The following is an 18,847-nucleotide window of genomic DNA, read 5'->3' on the forward strand; positions in this document are numbered from 1 at the left end:
ACGGGCCATTGGCTCTGCACCGGATCGGGTAAGTGATGGCACGCATCGGGCGGGTAACGCAAGCATCGGAAATTCAGCGCGCCTACCGATAGAAAAACCGCAATGAAACAGAATCGCAACATCCAGAAGGCGGACGCATCTGGCAGGGGATCGCCGCGGGTTGCGTTACAAGAACCAGCCCCGCCCCGTCCCCCCTACCCGCCTGTGGGTAAACCTGTGGACAAGTGGATTTCGTGAATATTTATAAATATCAACCACTTGTCGATTTTTTCAGCCACACGCGCCAGAGAGGGCATGAACCGCCGCATGAGCACGGCGCTGGTAACGCGAGAGCGCGCTGAATATTTTCCTTGAGTTTCAATGGTGCAAGCGGCATACCTGTAACGCGAAACATAAAAATATTTGCCGTCCGCGTTCCTGCCCCACCGAACCAACCGGCAGCGCAGGCGCGGAACAGGCAAAACAATACGGGCAGACAATTATGCACCCTGTGCTGCATGACAAGCTACAATCGGATGCCGACCGGCTGTCCGAGGCGCTGGAACACATGTCGAAACTCTTTCTTGCACCCAAGGAAGAGAAAACGCTGCGCAGTTTCACCACTGCCGAAGTCGGTGAATTGCTGCGTGTCAGCGACGGCTATTTGCGCAAGGCGCATTTTGACGGCCGTATTCCCGAAGTCAGCCAGGGCCCCGGAAACAAGCGCCTGTACTCGGCCGAAAACATCCAGGACATCCGCCAGATCCTTGCGCGCAATGCCAAGGACCCGGACCAGTTCCTGCCCGGGCGACGCCCCGGCGACAAGTTGCAGATCTGGTCGACCGTCAACTTCAAGGGCGGGTCGAGCAAAACCACCACGACGGTAACGCTTGGTATGCGGCTGGCGCTGCGGGGGTATCGCGTGTGCCTGGTCGATGCCGATCCACAGGCGTCGCTGACCACGTTTTTCGGCTATCAGCCCGAGATCGATTTCCGCAAGGGCGGCACGCTGTACGACGCGATCCGTTACAATGACGGCGAGATTTCGCGACAGCCGATCACCGAGATCCTGCGCAAGACCTATTTCCCCAATCTCGACCTTGTGCCCGGCGGCATCATGCTCTCGGAATTCGAAACCGAGACCCCCACCGCCCTCAGCCGGGGCGAACAGCCGGTGTTCTTCAACCGCATCCGCGATTCGCTGCGGCAGGTCGAGGATGAATATGACATCGTTCTGATCGACTGCCCGCCCCAGCTTGGCTATCTCACGATGGCGGCGGTCTGCGCTTCGACATCGCTGTTGATGACGGTCATCCCCGAACGGGTCGACCTCGCGTCGGCGAGCCAGTTCCTGACCATGGCGTCGGGCATTCTCGAGGTGCTGCATACCAATGGCGGCATCGGGGCCTATGACAATTTCGCCTACCTGCTGACCCGGTTCGACACCGCGATCAGTACGCAGCAGGACCTGGCGGAATGGATTCGCGAGCTCTTGGGCGACAGTGTGGTCCGGACACCATTTGTGAAGTCTTCCGCGGTAAGCGAGGCCGGGTTGTCACAAAAGACGATTTTCGAAGTCGACCTGGTCGGGTCCAAGAACCGCAAGACCTACGAGCGGGCGCTGGAATCCGCGATCGGCTTTTCGAACGATATTGAACGGATGATCCAATCCGCATGGGGCCGGGGAGGCAACGATGAAGCGTGACCTTCTGAGCAAGAGCCTCGCACAGATGGGGTCGAAGGCGACGGAACCCGCCAAGACGCAGGAGGACGCGCCGCGATCGCTCAAGAGCATGTCCGATGTCCTGTCGCAGGTGTCGGCGCAGGCCGCGCAGGATGTGGATGTCAATGACATTGCCGATTCCGAGATCGCCGACCGCTTTCAGGTGGAAGAGGGTCTGCAGGACCTGATCGACTCGATCCGCGCATCGGGGCAACAGCTCCCTGCCCTGCTGCGGTACCGGCGTGGTGCCGGGCCGCGATACGAGGTTGTCTATGGCCGTCGCCGCATTGCAGCATGCCGGGCACTCGGGATCAAGGTCAAAGCCTATATCAAGGAAATGGATCAGCGCGAGGCGCTGGTATCCCAGGCGCTGGAAAACTCGGCCCGCCTTGAGCGCAGCTTTATCGAACAGGCGATCTTTGCCACACGGCTTGAGGAACAGGGGTTCAACCGCGTCGAGATCGGCGAAGTTCTGGCGGTCGACAAGGGCACGCTGAGCAAGCTGATCGGGGTGGCGCGCGACGTGCCCGAAGCGGTGATCTATGCCATCGGCGCCGCACATGACGCGGGGCGGCGCCCTTGGCTGGAATTGCGGCGGCTGATCAAGGCGACCGGCGCGCGCGACGTGGTGTCGCTGGTACCCGGCAAGGGCGCACCGGCGGAACGGCTGAACGCGACAGTCGCGGCATTGCAGGCGGCCGAAGCCAAACAGAACGCCCCTGCCCCGGCCCCCTCCCCTGCCCCGCCGGCAAAACTGCGCGGCACGCCCGTTGCCTTTGCGGCGCGCGGCAAACGGTTGGTGGTCGAGGTGTCGGCAAGAGAGGAACAGGGCTTTCTGAGTTTCGTGGAATCGAATCTCGAGCGGCTCTACCAGGAATGGAAACAGCGGGAAACATGAGGGATAACAGTGTAACCCGTTGATTTCATTGATGTTGGCCATGGCCAACACGCAAATACAGGCAACAAACAAGCAGTAAGGAGGCAGACCAAGGACAAAAAGAAACCCCCCGAAGGCGGTGAAGCACTCCAGAGGGTCCCGATTTTCTAGCACCTAATTGGTACCCCTAAATTCGAATCACTGCAACACCGATTTCGGTGAATGGTACGATTTTGTCGTCTGAAATGTGATGAGACATCAAAATGTCACGGTATTTGATACCGCGGCACAGGTAAGCTGTGCCCAAACCCTGCCCCAGTCGTTCAGCGACATGGGAACCATCGCCGCGCAACCGGGATTCAGGCCGATCAGGCGTCGGGATCTGATGGCCGCGGTCAACACGATTGGCCGCGACTTGGGCCTGCGCCCCGCATCGGTTCTGGTTCTTGACGTGTTGCTAAGCTGCCTGCCGTGCAAACATCCCACCAGCGGCAAGGAAATGGCGATCACCCCGGACATGCTGCTGACGGTCTTTGCCTGCAACAAGACCCTGTGCTTTCGTGCCAAGGGCATCACCGAGCGTCAACTGCGTCGGCATCTGGAAAAGCTCGAACACTGCGGGCTGATCCAGCGCCGCGACAGCGCTAATGGCAAGCGTTTTCCGATCCATCGTGGTGGCAAGCTGGTGGGAGCCTTTGGCATCGATCTCAGCCCCCTGCTCGCCCAATCCGGCGCGTTCTCCGAGCGCGCGCACAAGGCCACCGAGGATGCCGCCGAATTGCGTGGCCTGAAAGCCCGCATTCAGAAACTGCGCGCCAAGTGCCTCGCCATTCCGCTGACCGAAACCGCCCGCGGCTATGTCGAGGCCACCCGCAACCAGATGCGCCGGGTTGGTGCCACGTTGACCGAGGCCAACGCAATCATTGCCAGGCTGATCGAAATCCTGCGGTCCGGACAGGCGCGGCAGCAACCGCAAGCAATCACACCGGAACCTGCGCAAACAAACCCAATGCCCGCCACTGACGGACAAAACGTCCGGCACAAAGAGTCAGAAAAACCAGATACAAAAAAAACAATCCGCACCCAGCTCTCGGAAACCTGGCGCAAGCTGACCTGTGTTCCAACTTTTTTTCCTGATGAACCAAGATCGGAACACGGATATCACAGCGTTGTTTATCAACTGGCGAATATGCTTGGAATTGAGCAGAACGCCGTCGCCCATGCCATTGCCAGAGTCGGATTGCTGAGAACCCTGACAGTGCAGGATCGTATAGCCGCGCGGATCGACCAGATTGATCATCCAGCGCGATACTTTTCCAATTGCATCATCAAGGACAAGGTTGGCCATGGCCAAATGCACGGTACATCGATGGTTTCAACCATCTGTGAAACACCATGACTTACTCGCATCAAAGATACTGGCACGTCCCAAGAAGCGGCAACTCAGGTTGGCCATGGCCAACTTTCTGCGAGCATCAAATAGCGTGGAACAGGGCAGGGCGAAAACATCAGGCATAGACGACGGGCAATTGGCATGTTCACCCACAAAGTTCCATGCGCCCAGGCAATCCCACACCGGAGAAACCCATTCTGAACATCCACGGACAAAACCCCCCATGCTGCAAATCGGTGGTACAACCGGAACAGCGCCAAACCGTCATGACGTGAGTAGGGGCACCGTAATCATTGCCCTCATCAACAGCGCGGCGCATGGAGCAAGGATTGGCCCATTGCTAGGATTCGCGTGATCTATTGATAGCTACGCACCGATCCCTGGCGAACTCACCTAAGTTGACCGAGGCACTGAAAAGGTACTGGGCCCAAAGCCCTACAGATGGACAATCAGTTACCTCAAACGGCAAGAGTGGCTAAACACAATGGAACACCACAGCACCCAACCATGTTGCCGAGAGGCAGTGCGGAAGCTTTATCTAGCAGACAAGGGCAAGGGACGCTGGAGCATCCGCGAGCCTTACCTGCACCTAACGCCGGTTAGATAGCGCCGAACTAATGCCATGTCCGGATAAACGCGATCCTAAACGAAATTTCCGGTATCCGACCGAAAAGCGCCGGAATATGTTGCAATATCAAATACTTATGGGAAATTTTCGACCAAATGGATCAACCGGACGCGCGATCAGGTCAATCAAACGCATCCGGGGCCTAAATTCTCGTGTCAGTGGGGGCAGGGGAGGGGGCACGGCCTGTGATTCCGCCGCGCAGACCCCACCCGCCGGGCCGTCAGGCCGGGTGCATCGCCTGGGCCGTGGTGACGGCGATGATGTGCAGGATGTCTTCGGCAGAGCAGCCACGCGACAAGTCGTTGGCCGGTTTCGCCAGCCCTTGCAGGATCGGGCCGATCGCCACTGCGCCGCCAACCCGTTGCGCCACCTTGTAGGCGATGTTGCCGGATTCAAGGTTGGGAAACACGAATACGTTGGCCGCGCCACCCAGGGCGGAATCCGCGGCCTTGGACTTGGCGACGTCCGGAACAAAGGCGGCGTCAAACTGGATTTCGCCATCGACGATCATGTCGGGGGCCATCTCACGCACCAGCTCGGTGGCCTTGACGACCTTGGAGACCTTTTCATGGCTGGCGCTGCCACGGGTCGAGAAAGACAGCATCGCGACGCGGGGCGTCTCGGCAACCAGCTGCTGCAGGGAGGCGGCGGATGCACAGGCGATTTCGGCCATTTCACGCGAATCCGGATCGATGACCAGACCGGCGTCGGCAAAGACATGCGCGCCCTTGGTCTCGTGGTGGTCCTTGCAGAACAGCATCAGGAAGAAACTGGATACCAGCTTGGCATCGGGCGCGGTGCCGATCATCTGGATGGCGGTACGCACGATCTCGGCCGTGGCGGTTGCTGCGCCGCCCACGGTACCATCCGCCAGCCCGAGATTGACCAGCAGGGCAGCAAACACATGCGGGTTCCTGACCGCTTCGGCGGCGCTCTCGGGGGTTGCGCCCTTGTGCTTGCGCCGCTCCAGATAGGCCTCGGCCATGCGCCCGGCCAGCGGGGTGTCGGTGGGGTCGTGAATCTCGATCCCGTCCAGCGTATCGCCCCCGGCCGCGGCCAGACGGGCACCGATCACGGCTGCGTCGCCCACCAGGACAATGCGCGCGACCTTTTGCCTGCGGGCCATGATCGCCGCCTCGATGACGCGCGGATCGGTTCCTTCGCTGAGGGCGATTTTTTTGTCGGACTGGGCGGCGTTGGCCAACAGGATTTGCAGGGGCTTCATTGCGGATCTCCGGGGTTGTCGGGGCAGGGGGCTGGCGCCGGGATCACCCGGTCAGCATCTTGATGCCAATCAGGATAAAGGCGGCGATGAACACGGTTTCGGCGACGATCAGGATAATCGCCTGACCACCCACGTCCAGAATGGTTTTGAGCGAGGTCTTCATTCCCACGGCGGCAATCGAGATCAGCAGCGCCCAGCGGGACAGGTCGCTGAGGGCGGATTGCACGAAAGCCGGGATCACGCCAAAAGAGTTGATGGCGGCCAGCAGCAGGAACATCAGCACAAAGAACGGGATCAGCGGCGGGCGCTTGCCACCTTCCTGCGCGGCGGTATCGGCATAGCTGCGAATGACCAGCGAGAACACCAGAACCACCGGGGCCAGCATGGTGACGCGGATCAGCTTGACCAGCGTCGCGGTCTCGCCGGTTTCTTCGGAGACCGAGAAACCCGCGCCGACAACCTGCGCCACGTCATGAATGGTGCCGCCAAGGAAAACGCCGGTTTGCAGATCGTCCAGGCCCATGGTCTGGGTGATGATCGGATAGGCGATCATGGCCAGGGTGCTGAGCACGGTAACGGCCAGCACGGTAAAGATCAGGTTGCGTTCGGAATGCTCGTTCTTGGGCAGCACGGCGGCAATGGCCATCGCGGCAGAGGCCCCGCAGATCGCAACCGAGCCGCCGGTCAAAAGGGCAAACCGCCAGCCACGGCCAAGCACCCTGGCACCGACGATGCCGAACAGGATGGTCAGGATCACACCGCCCACCACCAGCGAGATCAACTCGGGTCCGAGCCCGATCAGCAGTTCGACGCTGATGCGTGCGCCCAGCAGGGCAACCCCGATGCGCAGCACCGTGCGCGAGGTCAGCGCGATACCGGCGACACAGCGGCCTTCTTCGGCAAGGAAATGAAATGCAATGCCCAGCAGCAGCGCCATCAGCATGGCGGGCGCACCGTAATGTTCCGACAGGAACTGCGCGGCGACCGCGATCACCAGCGATACCAGAAAGCCCGGCGCATTGCCCGTGATGAACCGATGCACCCGAGCGGTCGGGGTTTGGGGCGTGGCGGTCGCGTCGGACATGGGGGCTCTCCTGCTGGGTCGCGAATGTGTTAGGGCGAAACGAAAAAATCTGTCCGGGGGGCGGCGTTGGCCACCGCCCCCCGGGAGGTTGGATCAGGCGATCTGCTGGTCGCGCATATCCGAGGCGTCGATGCCGGCAACCGAAACCGGTTTCTTCATCGCGTCACGGCGGAACGGTTCACCCAGTTCCTGGTTCAGCACAACTTCGATAAAGGTGGTGACGTTGTCGTTCATCTGTTCCTTTACTGCGGTGTTCAGCACGTCGGTCAGTTGCTCCATCGAGGTGACCTGAACGCCTTTTAGCCCGCATCCCTCGGCGATCTTGGCGTAATTCACGTCAAGATTCAGTTCGGTTCCGACAAAGTTGTCATCGAACCACAGGGTCGTGTTGCGCTTTTCCGCGCCCCACTGGTAGTTGCGGAACACGATCATGGTGATCGCCGGCCAGTCGCCGCGCCCACAGGCGGTCATCTCGTTCATCGAGATGCCAAAGGCACCGTCACCGGCAAAGCCGATCACCGGCGTGTCAGGGCAGCCGATCTTGGCCCCAAGGATCGCGGGCAGACCATAGCCGCAGGGACCGAACAGGCCCGGCGCCAGGTATTTCCGGCCCTTTTCAAAGCTCGGATAGGCATTGCCGATGGCACAGTTGTTGCCGATATCCGAGCTGATGATCGCGTCTTTGGGCATTGCCGACATGATCGCACGCCAGGCCTGGCGCGGGCTCATGCGGTCGGGCTGGCGGTTACGCGCGCGCTCGTTCCAGGTGACGCCCTCGTCGTTGTCCTCTTCGTGGTCCAGCGAGCTGAGCTCCTGCGCCCAGCGGGATTTGGTCATCGAAATCAGCTCTTTGCGCTCGGTGCGGCCCTTGTCGCCCGCGCCATCGGCGAGTTGTTCGAGCAGCTGTTCCGCGACCCGCTTGGCGTCGCCCTGGATCGCCACATCGACCTTTTTCGTCAGACCGATCCGGTCCGAGTTGATGTCGACCTGGATGATCTTGGCGTCCTGAGGCCAATAGTTGATGCCATAGCCGGGCAGGGTCGAGAACGGGTTCAGACGGTTGCCGAGGGCCAGCACCACGTCGGCCTTCTGGATCAGCTCCATCGCCGCCTTGCTGCCGTTATAGCCCAGCGGGCCAACCGCCAGCGGGTGGCTGCCCGGGAAGGCGTCGTTGTGCTGATAGCCACAGGCCACCGGGGCGTCCAGTGCCTCGGCCAGCTTGGCGCTGGCGTCGATGGCACCGGCCAGGATCACGCCCGCACCGTTCAGGATGACGGGGAATTCCGCTTCGGACAGCAGTTTGGCGGCATCGGCCACCGCCTGCGCACCACCGGCGGGGCGTTCCAGGCGGATGATCTGGGGCAGCTCGATATCGACAACCTGGGTCCAGAAGTCGCGCGGGATGTTGATCTGTGCCGGGGCAGAGCCACGCCATGCCTTTTCGATCACGCGGTTCAGAACCTCGGCCATGCGGCTGGGGTCGCGCACTTCTTCCTGATAGCAGACCATGTCCTCGAACAGTTTCATCTGCTCGATTTCCTGGAACCCGCCCTGGCCGATGGTCTTGTTGGCGGCCTGCGGCGTCACCAGCAGCAGCGGCGTGTGGTTCCAATAGGCGGTTTTCACCGGGGTGACAAAGTTGGTGATGCCCGGACCGTTCTGGGCGATCATCATGCTCATCTTGCCGCTGGCGCGGGTATAGCCGTCCGAGATCATGCCGCCCGATGTTTCATGGGCGCAGTCCCAGAACTTGATCCCCGCGGCGGGGAACAGGTCGGAAATCGGCATCATTGCGGAACCGATGATGCCAAAGGCATTGTCGATGCCGTGCATTTGCAGTGTTTTGACAAATGCCTCTTCGGTGGTCATTTTCATGGGGTGTCTCCTCTGGAAAGTGATTGCTATGTCGTTGGTTTAATTGGGTTTCAGTTGGCCAACTGTCGGTCGGCGATGATCAGGTCGCTGGCCTTTTCACCGATCATGATGGCCGGGGCGTTGGTGTTGCCCGACACGATTTCCGGCATGATCGAACAATCCGCGACGCGCAGGCCGCGAATGCCGTGAACCCGCAGCTTGTCGTCGACGACCGCATCCTTGCCCTGGCCCATCTTGCAGGTGCCGGTGGGGTGATAGATCGACGCGGTGTTGTTGCGGGCCCAGTCCAGCGTGGCCTCGTAATCGTTAATGTCGAGATCCGCGTGGGGGCGGAATTCCTCGGAAATCTTGCTGTCCAGCGGCGCGTGGCGGGCGATCCGGCGGGCAATGTTGACGCCCTCGACAATCGTGCGACAGTCGGTTTCGGTGGACAGGTAGTTCGGGATGATCCGGGGATAGGCCCGCCCGTCGCCGCTGGTCAGGCGAATCTCGCCCCGGCTTTCGGGACGCAGCTGGCAGACCGACATGGTAAAGGCCGAGAACTTGTCCGCCCCCTTGCCGGGATTCTCTGCCGACAGCGGCTGAACATGGAACTGGATATCGGGGGTTTCAAGATCCTGGTTAGTCTTGAGGAACCCGGTTGCCAGGCTCGCCGCCATGGTCATCGGACCCGAGCGGAACAGCATGTATTTCAGCCCGATCCGCGCCTGTCCGAACAGCGAGGACACCTCGTCATTCAGGGTCGGTTCGTTGCATTTGTAGACCAGCCGTGCCTGCAGGTGGTCCTGCAACCCCTTGCCGACGCCAAACAGGTCCTGTTCGACCTTGATGCCATGCTCGGCCAGCTGTTCGGCCTCGCCAATGCCCGACAGCATCAGGAGCTGTGGCGAGTTGATCGCGCCGCCCGACAGGACGATCTCGCGGTTGGCCTTGACGGTCTGCACCTCGCCGTTGCGGTCGGTATAGGTGACGGCGGTGGCGCGCTTGTCCTCGATCACCACCTTTTCGACCTGCGCATGGGTGATGATGTTCAGGTTGTCGCGCGAGCGGGCCGGGTTCAGAAAGGCCACCGCCGAGCTGCACCGCCGCCCCTTGCGCGAGGTCAGCTGAAAGAACCCGACGCCTTCCTGGTCCGCCCCGTTGTAGTCGGGGTTGAACTTGTAGCCCGCGGATTGCGCGGCGGCGACCCAGGCATCGGTGATCGGGCGCTGAATACGCATGTTGGACACCGACAGCGGCCCTTCGTCGCCGTGAAACTCATCGGCACCGCGCTCGTTGTTCTCGGAACGCTTGAACAGCGGCAGAACATCGTCCCAGCCCCAGCCGGAATTGCCCATCTGACGCCAGCGGTCGTAATCCTGCGGCTGTCCGCGCACATAAAGAAGCCCGTTCAGCGACGAGGACCCCCCCAGAACCTTGCCGCGCGGCCATTCGATCGACCGCCCGTTCAGCCCCGGATCGGGTTCGGTCTTGTAGCACCAGTCGACATTCGGATTGTGGATCGTCTTGAAGTAACCGACCGGGATGTGAATCCACGGGTTCCAGTCACGCCCCCCCGCTTCGAGCAGGACGACCTTGGCCTTGGGGTCCGCGCTGAGGCGATTCGCCAGCACACAACCGGCCGAGCCCGCGCCCACGACCACATAGTCTGCCTCGATAATTCCCATCGCATCCTCCTCCTCGTGCGAGCGCCGAAACCGGCGAATCTTTTGTCTTGCGTAACCTTCAATACGTCACTATTAATGAGACTGCAAGTATCAAAAATTGAAACACCATTAAAGGGAGGATCCAAATGGGTGTTGGTGAAAAACTGAGTCGGATTAGCCGGAGGGACTTGTTCAAGCTGGCCGGTCAGTACGGCATGAGCTCGACATTGATGGCGGCGGGAACCTTTGGCGGCGCGATGAGCATCGGCAGCCTGGCGCGCGCGGCAGAGTCCACTTACGAGCGGCGCTTTTCCAAGCCCGCCAAGCATACGCTCAAGTTCGGCGCGTCCGGCTTTAATGCCCGTAACCTGTTGATTGAACGTATGGGCGCGCTGGAATTCGCCCGTGATCTCGAAGCGCGCACCGATGGTGAAATCCGCATCGAGTTTATCGGTGACAACCAGATCTGCGGTCAGACGAGCTGTGTCGAAAAGACCCAGCTGGGCATTGTCGATATCTATGCGGCCTCGACCCAGAACTCGGCAGGGGCGGCACCGTATCTGAACGTGCTCGACTATGCCTACATGTTCCCGACCCGCGCATCGCAGTATCATTTCCTGTACAGCCCCGAATCGCAGCGAATCCTGCGCGACCCGCTGGAAGAGCGTCACGGGCTGAAATTCCTGTTCTCGCATTGCGAACTGCGCGGTCTGCAAATGGGCCTGAAATGGGAAAACGAACCCACCGTCACCAAGCTCGAACAGCTGTTTGGCACCAAGAACCGCGTGACTGGCACCCAGCTGGGCCGAATCGCCATGCAGGCGCTGAACCTGAACCCGGTGCCCGTCGCCTGGGAAGAAACCCTGGACGGTCTGCGCCAGGGCCTGATCGACGGCGCGGAAACCTGGGCGTCGGCGGTGGCCTATGCGGGCATGACCCCGGTGGTATCACAGTCGGTCGACCTGAAATTCTTCTGCGGCACCGAGCACACCTCGATGTCGACCAAGGTTTTCAACAGCCTTGAGGGGTATCTTCAGGACGCGGTGATGGAATCGGCCTATTGGGCGCAGGTCCACGTGCAGGGCGCGAACGAGGCGGCGCTGGTCAAGACCGTCGGCTTCTCGGATCCGCAGCTGCCTGATACCATGTTCGTTCAGGACAATGTGCGCTGTGCCTTCCTGCCGGACAGCGAGATCAAGATGGCCGAGGAAATGTGCTCGCCCGAGTTCCAGCCCCAGCTCTGGGAGCAGTGGCGCGAGCGTCTGAACAACTGGGCCGGTGGCATCGACACCTACCAGGAGATCTATAACATCGCCCGCGAAATCCCCGCCGACACCAAGCCCGAGAACGTCGAGCCGCGTCGTTGGTGGAAAGGCTGACCCTCAGCCATAAGCAACCCGGTCCGCTCCCCGCAGGGGGGGCGGCCATGCATTCAGTTACATATTGACCGAAGGGCCCGCAGCGTCGGGGGAGCGGTTTTACAAAGGAGGAGACGGCCATGACGTTATGGTCAGACGTCTTGGAAATCCTGTCTGCCCTGGGCAGCGGTGATTCCTGGACGATAAGCAAAGCATTGGCGACGGAAGGGGTCTGGATCATCGGCACCCTTGCGACCATCCTGGGCGGCGTTCTTGTTGCCGCGCTATATAGCTGGTTCCCGGTGCTTGAGCGCCATTTCGAGCGCAGCGTGATGGTCTATACCTATCTCGCCATCGCCATCATCATCTTTGTCGAGGTGATCCGGCGATTTGTCTTTTCGCTGCAGGCCCCCTGGTCGACGACCCTGCCGCCGGTGCTGTTCCTGGTGATGACCTGGTTCGGCTGTTCCTACAATATCCGCCTGCGCACCCACCTGGCCTTTGCCGAATTCCGCGGTTCGATGTCGCGCGGGTTGCAGATGCTGTGCCTGTCGCTGGACATGGTGCTGTGGATCGGCTTCTGCGTCATCGTGGTGGTCACCGCCACGCGGGTCGCGGCGAACTCGGCGTCGAACTTCCAGATCCTCGCCGGCACCGACAATTTCATGCAGTGGTGGTACCTTGTCACGGTTCCCATTGCCTTCATCCTGATGGCGGGCCGCGTGTTCGAAAACTGGTTCGAGGATCTCGCCAATTACCGCAGCGGTGAAGACCTGATCAAACCAACCGTGATCGGAGCGGATTAATCATGGCCGACAGCACAATCATCACACTCATCTCGCTGGGTGTCACCTTTCTGTTCATGCTGGGTGTCCCCGTGTTCCTGATCATCGCCTACTGGGTGATCGGCACCACCTTTGTCCTGGGCCAGACGCTCGACAATATCGGGGCCGCCCTGTCGGACGTGTTCACCGACGGTTTTGCCCTTCTGGCGATGCCGCTGTTCATCCTGACCGGTGATTTGATCAACAAGTCCGGCATCGCCAAACGCCTGTCCGATTTCGCCTATTCCTGCCTGGGATGGCTGCGTGGCGGGCTGGCGATGGCGTCAATCGGGGCCTGTGGCCTGTTCGCGGCGATCTCGGGGTCGAACTCGGCCACCACCGCCACCATCGGGTCGATGCTGCACCCGGAGATGGTCAAGGGCGGCTATGACGAGCGCTTTTCGGCGGCAACCGCCGCGGCGGGCGGCACCGTGGGCATCATCATCCCGCCCTCGATCATCTTTATCGTCTACGGCTACCTGATGAACCTGTCGATCTCCGACCTGTTCATCGCCGGCATCGTGCCCGGTGCGCTGATGGTGTTTGCCATGCAGTTCGCCTGCTGGATCCTGTGCCGCCTCAATGGCTGGGGCCATATCATCCCGCTGAACCTGAACCGTGTTCTCAAGACCGGGTTCGGTGCGTGGCTGGGCTTTTTCGCCATCGGGCTGGTGCTGTGGGGCATCTATACCGGCAAGTTCTCGCCCACCGAGGCGGCGGGCGTGACGGTTGGTTTCTGCCTGATTGTCGGCGTGATCTGCTATCCGCTGAACAAGATGATGAAGAATGACGACAACACCCCGGTCAACGAGAAAACCTATGCCGACATGCTGGTTGTCGGGGGCTTCAAGATCACCGAGATCCCCTCGGTCGTGGTGCGCTCGGCCCAGATCACCGGCATCCTTGCGCCGCTGATCGGCGTGTCGGTGGTGATGCAGCAGAACCTGTCCCTGCTGGGGGCCCAGCAGGTGATCGGCGATTTTGTCACCGGCATGGGCGGCTATTACGCGGTGCTTCTGACCAGCATGGCCATCGTCTTTGTGTCGGGCATGATTCTCGAATCCCTGCCGGTCACCATCATCCTTGCGCCGATTCTCGCGCCGATTGCCGCATCCGTGGGCATCGATCCGGTGCATTTCTCGGTGATCTTCCTTGTGGGGGCGTCCATCGGGTTCATCACGCCACCTTACGGGTTGAATCTCTATGTCGCATCTGGCGTAACCGGTGTTCCATACTTCAGGTTGCTGAAATACACTGTGGCCTACCTCGTGGCGCTGATCGGCACATGGTTCCTCGTTGCCTTTGTGCCCCAGTTGGCGCTGATGCTGGTACCGCAAATATAGAGACTGCACATGGCCGACACCGGAAACACCACTGACCAAGGTAACATTCCGACCAATCTGCGGCTGTTGATGGTTCTCGAAGAAATGGCCTCGGCCGGGGTGCCCGTCACCCCGACCGAGGTCAACCAGTCGCTGGGCCTGCCCAAGCCCACGATCCACCGGCTGTTTTCCACGCTCGAGGCCGAGGGCTTTATCCAGCGTGACATCGACGGGCGCGGTTACTCGCCCGGACAGCGGGCGCGGTCGCTGTCGGCGGGCATCCTGTCATCCCTGCGCATCCGCACCGCGCGGGTGGCGATCATGACGCAACTGGGCGAACAGATCGGCGAAACGCTGAATCTCGCGCTGCCCGAACGCGATGGCATGATCTATATCGACCGGGTCGAAACCAAGTGGCCGCTGCGCATCCAGCTGCCCATTGGCACGCGGGTGCCGTTCTATTGCACCGCCAGCGGCAAGCTCTATCTCAGCTCGCTCACCCCGCAGCACCTGGAACGCTATGCCCACGCCACCAAGTTCGAACAATTCACCGACCGCACCATCACCACGCCCGAGCGCCTGACCGAGGAAATCGAGCGGGTGCGCGAGCTGGGCCATTCCATCGACGACGAAGAGTTCATGGAAGGCATGATCGCCATCGGGGTGCCGATTGTCGAAACCAATGGCCGGCTGGTGTCGACCCTGTCCTTTCACGCCCCGGTTCAGCGCCTGTCGATGAAAGACGCCTACCGGCATCTGGACGCGCTGAAAGAAGCGGCGGTTCACCTCTCGGCGTTGCTGACCGACTGATCCGGGGCCATGTGCCGGCCCGCGATTTCGGAGCGGGGCAGGGGGGCGCGACCTGCTGATCTGTGGCGGCTGGCTCAGATCTTGCGCAGATAGGCCCACGAGACATAACCTTTGACCCCGCGCGCCTGTTTCAGCGACACCTTGCACCATCGCGTGCCGCCGGTTTGATCACAGCCATGCAACCGCAGGATGGTGCCATTGGGCAGCCCGAGCAGGATCCTGTACCCGGTTCCCGGCCCGGCGCGCATCTTGAGCATATCGTCGGTTTCAACGCCCACAACTTCGTGCAGCCCGGTGGAGCCTGCCTGTGCCGGGGCGGCGCAGAGCACCGCCAGCATGGTCGCCACGAGCGCGGCTGTGATGGCCTTGTGCATCACGTTCTCCTGTTTTCTGCCTCGGGCGCATGATACGCGCCCGCGCCCGGTGCGTGCAACAGGATCGGTCGCCCGCGTTCAATGGGCGGCGACGAAATGATCCGGCCCGACCCGGGACATTTCGCGGCGCGGCGGCTCCCATCCCAGCGGGCGCACCGGGCTTCTGAGCTCGTCGGTGATCAGGCTGCGGCGTCGCCCCCGGACCGCCGGGTCGGGCACCGGCACCGCCTCGATCAGCTTGCGGGTATAGGGGTGGCGCGGATTGGCCAGAACCTGGTCACGCGGCCCGATCTCGACGATCTCGCCCAGCAGCATCACCGCGATCCGGTGGCTGATCCGTTCGACCACCGCGATGTCATGGCTGATGAACAGGTATCCCACGCCCAGCTTCTGTTGCAGCTCCAGCATCAGGTTCACCACCTGCGCCTTGATCGTCGCGTCCAGCGCCGACACCGATTCATCCGCCACGATCAGCCGGGGATTGAGCGCAAGCCCGCGCGCGATGCAGATGCGTTGCCGCTGGCCGCCGGAAAACTCGTGCGGAAAGCGCAGGGCATGCTCGGGCGGCAGCCCCACCAGGTCGAGCAGTTCGGCCACGCGGGCGTCGATTGCGCCCGCCTCGGCCAGCCCATGCACCCGCAGCGGTTCGGCAATGGCCGCCCCCACGGATTTACGCGGGTTGAGCGAGCCATAGGGATCCTGAAAGATCATCTGCATCCGCAGTCGCACCTTGCGCATCTCTTCGGCGCTGGCCTGCATCAGGGATTGCCCCTCGAAACGGATCTCGCCCGCCGCCGGCTCGACCAGCCGCAGGATCGACCGCCCGGTGGTCGACTTGCCACAGCCGGATTCCCCCACCAGCGCCAGCGTCTCTCCGGCGCGCAGGTCAAAGGACACGTTCTCGACCGCGTGGACATTGCCATTGACCCGGCCCAGCAGGCCGCCGCGCATCGGGAACCGCGTGGTCAGCCCCTTGACATCAAGGATGACATCGCCCCGCGCATCCGGTTCATTGGCGGGCTCCATGCCCGCGCCGCTCAGGTCCATCTTGGGAAAGCGCCGCGGCGTCCGGCTGTTGCCGAGGCTGCCAAGGCGCGGCACCGCGCCGAGCAGCATCCTGGAATACCCCTGTTGCGGGGCGGCGAACAGGTCGGCGGCGGTGGCCTCTTCGACCTTGTCGCCCTTGAGCATGACAACCACCCGGTCGGCGATCTCGGCCACCACGCCCATGTCATGGGTGATGAACATCACGGCGGTGCCGGTCTCGGCCTGCAAGTCGCGGATCAGTTCGAGGATCTGCGCCTGGATCGTCACGTCCAGCGCCGTGGTCGGTTCGTCCGCAATCAGCAGTTTCGGCTGACAGGCCAGCGCCATGGCGATCATCGCCCGTTGCCGCATCCCGCCGGAAAAGCTGTGCGGGTGCTCGTTGGCGCGGCGTTTCGCGTCCGGGATGCGCACCAGATCGAACAGGCGCAGGGTCTCGGCATGGGCCTCGGCCATGCTCATGTCGCGGTGTTCGCGCAGCACTTCGGCAATCTGGAACCCCACCCGCAGCACCGGGTTGAGGCTGGTCATCGGTTCCTGAAAGATCATCCCGATCTCGTTGCCGCGCACCTTGCGCATGGCGGCGTCATCCAGCTGCAAGAGGTCGGTGCCATCCAGCCGGATCGCGCCCTCGATGCGGCCCATGTCCTGCTGGATCAGCTGCATGATCGAAAGCGCGGTGACCGATTTCCCCGAACCGGATTCCCCGACCACCGCCACGGTTTCGCGCCGGTCGATGTCAAAGCTGATGTCGCGTATCACCGGCACCCATGCGCCGTCAACCCGAAAGGATGTGGTCAGCCCGTCAACGGACAGCAACGGCGCGCTCATCCTTCACCCCGCAATCTGGGATCGAGCGCATCGCGCAACCCATCGCCCAGCAGGTTCAGCGCAAAGACCACGATCAGGATCACGATCGACGGGAACAGCGCCAGCCAGAAACTGTCGAGAATGTTCTCGAACCCCTCGCGGATCATCCCGCCCCATGTTGCTGTCGGCGGGCTGACACCCAGCCCGACAAAGGCCAGCGACGCCTCGACCCGGATCGCGGTGGCCAGCCACAGTGACCCCATGACAAGGATCTCGGGCGCGATATTGGGCAGGATATGGCCAAACATCAGCCGCGTGTCCGAATAGCCCAGGGCCCGCCCCGCCTCGATGAATTCGCGGTTCTTGACGGCGATGGTCGGGGCGCGGGCAATGCGGGCAAAGGGCGGGATCGAGGTCAGCGCAATGGCAATGACCAAATTGGCCACCGAAGGCCCGAGCATCGCAACAACGATCAGCCCCAGGATCAGCGACGGAAACGCCAGGAGCACATCCATCGTCTGCATGATGATGATGTCGGTGCGCCCCCCCACATAGCCCGCCACCAGCCCGATGACCGAACCGATCACCAGCGCGGCACCAATGGCCATGATGCCGATGGTCAGCGAAATCCGCGCGCCCCACATGATCCGCGACAGGGTATCGCGGCCGTAGTAATCGGTGCCGAACCAATGCGCGGCAGAGGGCGGTTTCAGCCGGTTCAACACGTTCTGATCCAGCGGGTCATAGGGCGCGATCCACGGAGCCAGCAGCGCGATCAGCGCCACCAGCAGGAACAGGCCCAGCCCGATCCACGAGGTCTTGTTGGTGTTGAAGGCGCGCAGCAGACCGTCGCCGGCCACCGCAAGCGAGCGGCGCAGATAGGCCCCGCGCGACAGGGTCGGGGGTGTATTCGAATGTGCCATCAGTATTTGATCCTCGGGTCGATCAGCCCATAGGTGAGATCGGTCAGCAGGTTCACCAGACCCACGATCAGCGTGTAGATCACCATCATGCCCTGGAGCATGGTATAGTCGCGCTGGTTCAGCGCGCCGATGATCAGCTTGCCCAGCCCCGGCCGGTTGAACACGATTTCGGTCAGGACCGAGTTGCCGATCAGGATGCCCAGATAGAGGCCCACCACCGTGACCACCGGGATCATCGCGTTGCGCATGCAATGGCGGCGGATGATGACCGCAAAGGCCAGCCCCTTGGCATGGGCGGTGCGCACGTAATCCTGATTGAGAACCTCGAGCATCGCCGAGCGCGTGACCCGCGTGATATAGGCCGCCATGATCAGACCCAGGTTGATCGCGGGCAGGGCGAGGTTCTGCAGCCGCTCGCCCGGCGTGCCGCCCTGTCCGGAGCTGATCACCGGGAACCAGCGCAGCTGGATGGCAAATACCAGAAGCAGCAGCACCGCCGAGACAAAGGCCGGAAAGGACAGACCCAGCAGCGACGCCATGCGGGTCACGTAATCGGGCAGCTTGTTGCGTTTCACCGCCGACCAGACGCCCAGCGGAATGCCCACCACCGCGCCCAGAACCAGCGCCGCCAGCGTTAGCTCCAGCGTTGCGGGCAGGACCTTGGCGATCTCCTGGATCACCGGCCGTCCCGAGACCAGCGAGACCCCCCAGTCGCCCACCATGACACCGCGCAGGAAATCGAAATATTGCAGCACCAGCGGCTGATCCAGCCCCAGCCGTTCGCGCAGCGCGATCAGCGCCTCCTGGCTGGCCTGATCCCCCAGGATCGCCATCGCCGGATCGCCCGGCAGGATGCGCACGATAAAGAACACGATGGTCAGCACCGCGAACAGCGTGATCACCGCAAAGCCAAGCCGTTTCAGAACAAAAGCAGTCATGTCACCCGCCTGTC

General features: G+C 61.8%; 15 protein-coding genes. 7 read left to right on the forward strand and 8 right to left on the reverse strand.

From position 1 onward, the window contains the following. Window positions 1–481 precede the first annotated feature (481 nt). From repA to ACP15R_RS13280, 3 genes are all read left to right on the forward strand, one after another. Window positions 482–1,684 (forward strand): plasmid partitioning protein RepA, encoded by a 1,203-nt coding sequence (gene repA, locus ACP15R_RS13270; RefSeq protein WP_424986900.1) that lies wholly within the window; start codon window positions 482–484, stop codon window positions 1,682–1,684. Then, window positions 1,674–2,600 carry a plasmid partitioning protein RepB gene (gene repB, locus ACP15R_RS13275; RefSeq protein WP_424986901.1) on the forward strand — a complete coding sequence of 309 codons (927 nt, stop codon included), beginning with the start codon at window positions 1,674–1,676 and terminating at the stop codon, window positions 2,598–2,600. The genes repA and repB overlap by 11 nt, the downstream gene beginning before the upstream one ends. A gap of 310 nt (window positions 2,601–2,910) precedes the next feature. Beyond that, complete coding sequence (locus tag ACP15R_RS13280) at window positions 2,911–3,978, forward strand: helix-turn-helix domain-containing protein (RefSeq protein ID WP_424986902.1); 1,068 nt, start codon at window positions 2,911–2,913, stop codon at window positions 3,976–3,978. Between the two features lie 842 nt (window positions 3,979–4,820). Here the strand turns inward: ACP15R_RS13280 and pta are convergent. The 4 genes from pta to ACP15R_RS13300 form a co-directional block, all read right to left on the reverse strand. Then, complete coding sequence (gene pta, locus ACP15R_RS13285) at window positions 4,821–5,825, reverse strand: phosphate acetyltransferase (RefSeq protein WP_424986903.1); 1,005 nt, start codon at window positions 5,823–5,825, stop codon at window positions 4,821–4,823. Window positions 5,826–5,868: 43 nt separating this feature from the next. After that, window positions 5,869–6,909, reverse strand: coding sequence for a YeiH family protein (locus tag ACP15R_RS13290; RefSeq protein ID WP_424986904.1), 1,041 nt, complete (start codon window positions 6,907–6,909; stop codon window positions 5,869–5,871). 93 nt (window positions 6,910–7,002) lie between these two features. Continuing rightward, window positions 7,003–8,784 (reverse strand): sulfoacetaldehyde acetyltransferase, encoded by a 1,782-nt coding sequence (gene xsc / locus ACP15R_RS13295; RefSeq protein ID WP_424986905.1) that lies wholly within the window; start codon window positions 8,782–8,784, stop codon window positions 7,003–7,005. A gap of 50 nt (window positions 8,785–8,834) precedes the next feature. Beyond that, window positions 8,835–10,451: a GMC family oxidoreductase gene (locus tag ACP15R_RS13300; protein WP_424986906.1), complete on the reverse strand. Its 1,617-nt coding sequence runs from the start codon at window positions 10,449–10,451 to the stop codon at window positions 8,835–8,837. Between the two features lie 167 nt (window positions 10,452–10,618). Between ACP15R_RS13300 and ACP15R_RS13305 the strand changes: the two genes are divergently transcribed. The 4 genes from ACP15R_RS13305 (at window position 10,619) to ACP15R_RS13320 (ending at window position 14,744) form a co-directional block, all read left to right on the forward strand. Then, the gene (locus tag ACP15R_RS13305; RefSeq protein ID WP_424986907.1) at window positions 10,619–11,809 is read left to right on the forward strand and encodes a TRAP transporter substrate-binding protein; all 1,191 of its coding nucleotides are present in this window, start codon (window positions 10,619–10,621) and stop codon (window positions 11,807–11,809) included. A gap of 119 nt (window positions 11,810–11,928) precedes the next feature. Continuing rightward, complete coding sequence (locus ACP15R_RS13310; RefSeq protein ID WP_424986908.1) at window positions 11,929–12,594, forward strand: TRAP transporter small permease; 666 nt, start codon at window positions 11,929–11,931, stop codon at window positions 12,592–12,594. 2 nt (window positions 12,595–12,596) lie between these two features. After that, window positions 12,597–13,955: a TRAP transporter large permease gene (locus ACP15R_RS13315; protein ID WP_424986909.1), complete on the forward strand. Its 1,359-nt coding sequence runs from the start codon at window positions 12,597–12,599 to the stop codon at window positions 13,953–13,955. Window positions 13,956–13,964: 9 nt separating this feature from the next. Beyond that, complete coding sequence (locus ACP15R_RS13320; protein ID WP_424986910.1) at window positions 13,965–14,744, forward strand: IclR family transcriptional regulator; 780 nt, start codon at window positions 13,965–13,967, stop codon at window positions 14,742–14,744. Between the two features lie 74 nt (window positions 14,745–14,818). On the opposite strand, the gene ACP15R_RS13325 is transcribed toward ACP15R_RS13320, so the two are convergent. The 4 genes from ACP15R_RS13325 to ACP15R_RS13340 all read right to left on the reverse strand — a co-directional run bounded on the left by ACP15R_RS13325 (window position 14,819) and on the right by ACP15R_RS13340 (window position 18,833). Further along, window positions 14,819–15,118, reverse strand: coding sequence for an SH3 domain-containing protein (locus ACP15R_RS13325; protein WP_424986911.1), 300 nt, complete (start codon window positions 15,116–15,118; stop codon window positions 14,819–14,821). A gap of 78 nt (window positions 15,119–15,196) precedes the next feature. Then, window positions 15,197–16,993 (reverse strand): dipeptide ABC transporter ATP-binding protein, encoded by a 1,797-nt coding sequence (locus ACP15R_RS13330; RefSeq protein WP_424986912.1) that lies wholly within the window; start codon window positions 16,991–16,993, stop codon window positions 15,197–15,199. Beyond that, entirely contained in the window at window positions 16,990–17,895 is a 906-nt protein-coding gene (locus ACP15R_RS13335) for an ABC transporter permease (RefSeq protein ID WP_424986913.1), read from the reverse strand. Before ACP15R_RS13335 ends, ACP15R_RS13330 begins: the two co-directional genes overlap by 4 nt. Continuing rightward, window positions 17,895–18,833: an ABC transporter permease gene (locus tag ACP15R_RS13340; RefSeq protein ID WP_424986914.1), complete on the reverse strand. Its 939-nt coding sequence runs from the start codon at window positions 18,831–18,833 to the stop codon at window positions 17,895–17,897. Before ACP15R_RS13340 ends, ACP15R_RS13335 begins: the two co-directional genes overlap by 1 nt. Window positions 18,834–18,847 lie beyond the last annotated feature (14 nt).

This window comes from Microbulbifer sp. S227A (assembly GCF_049800935.1).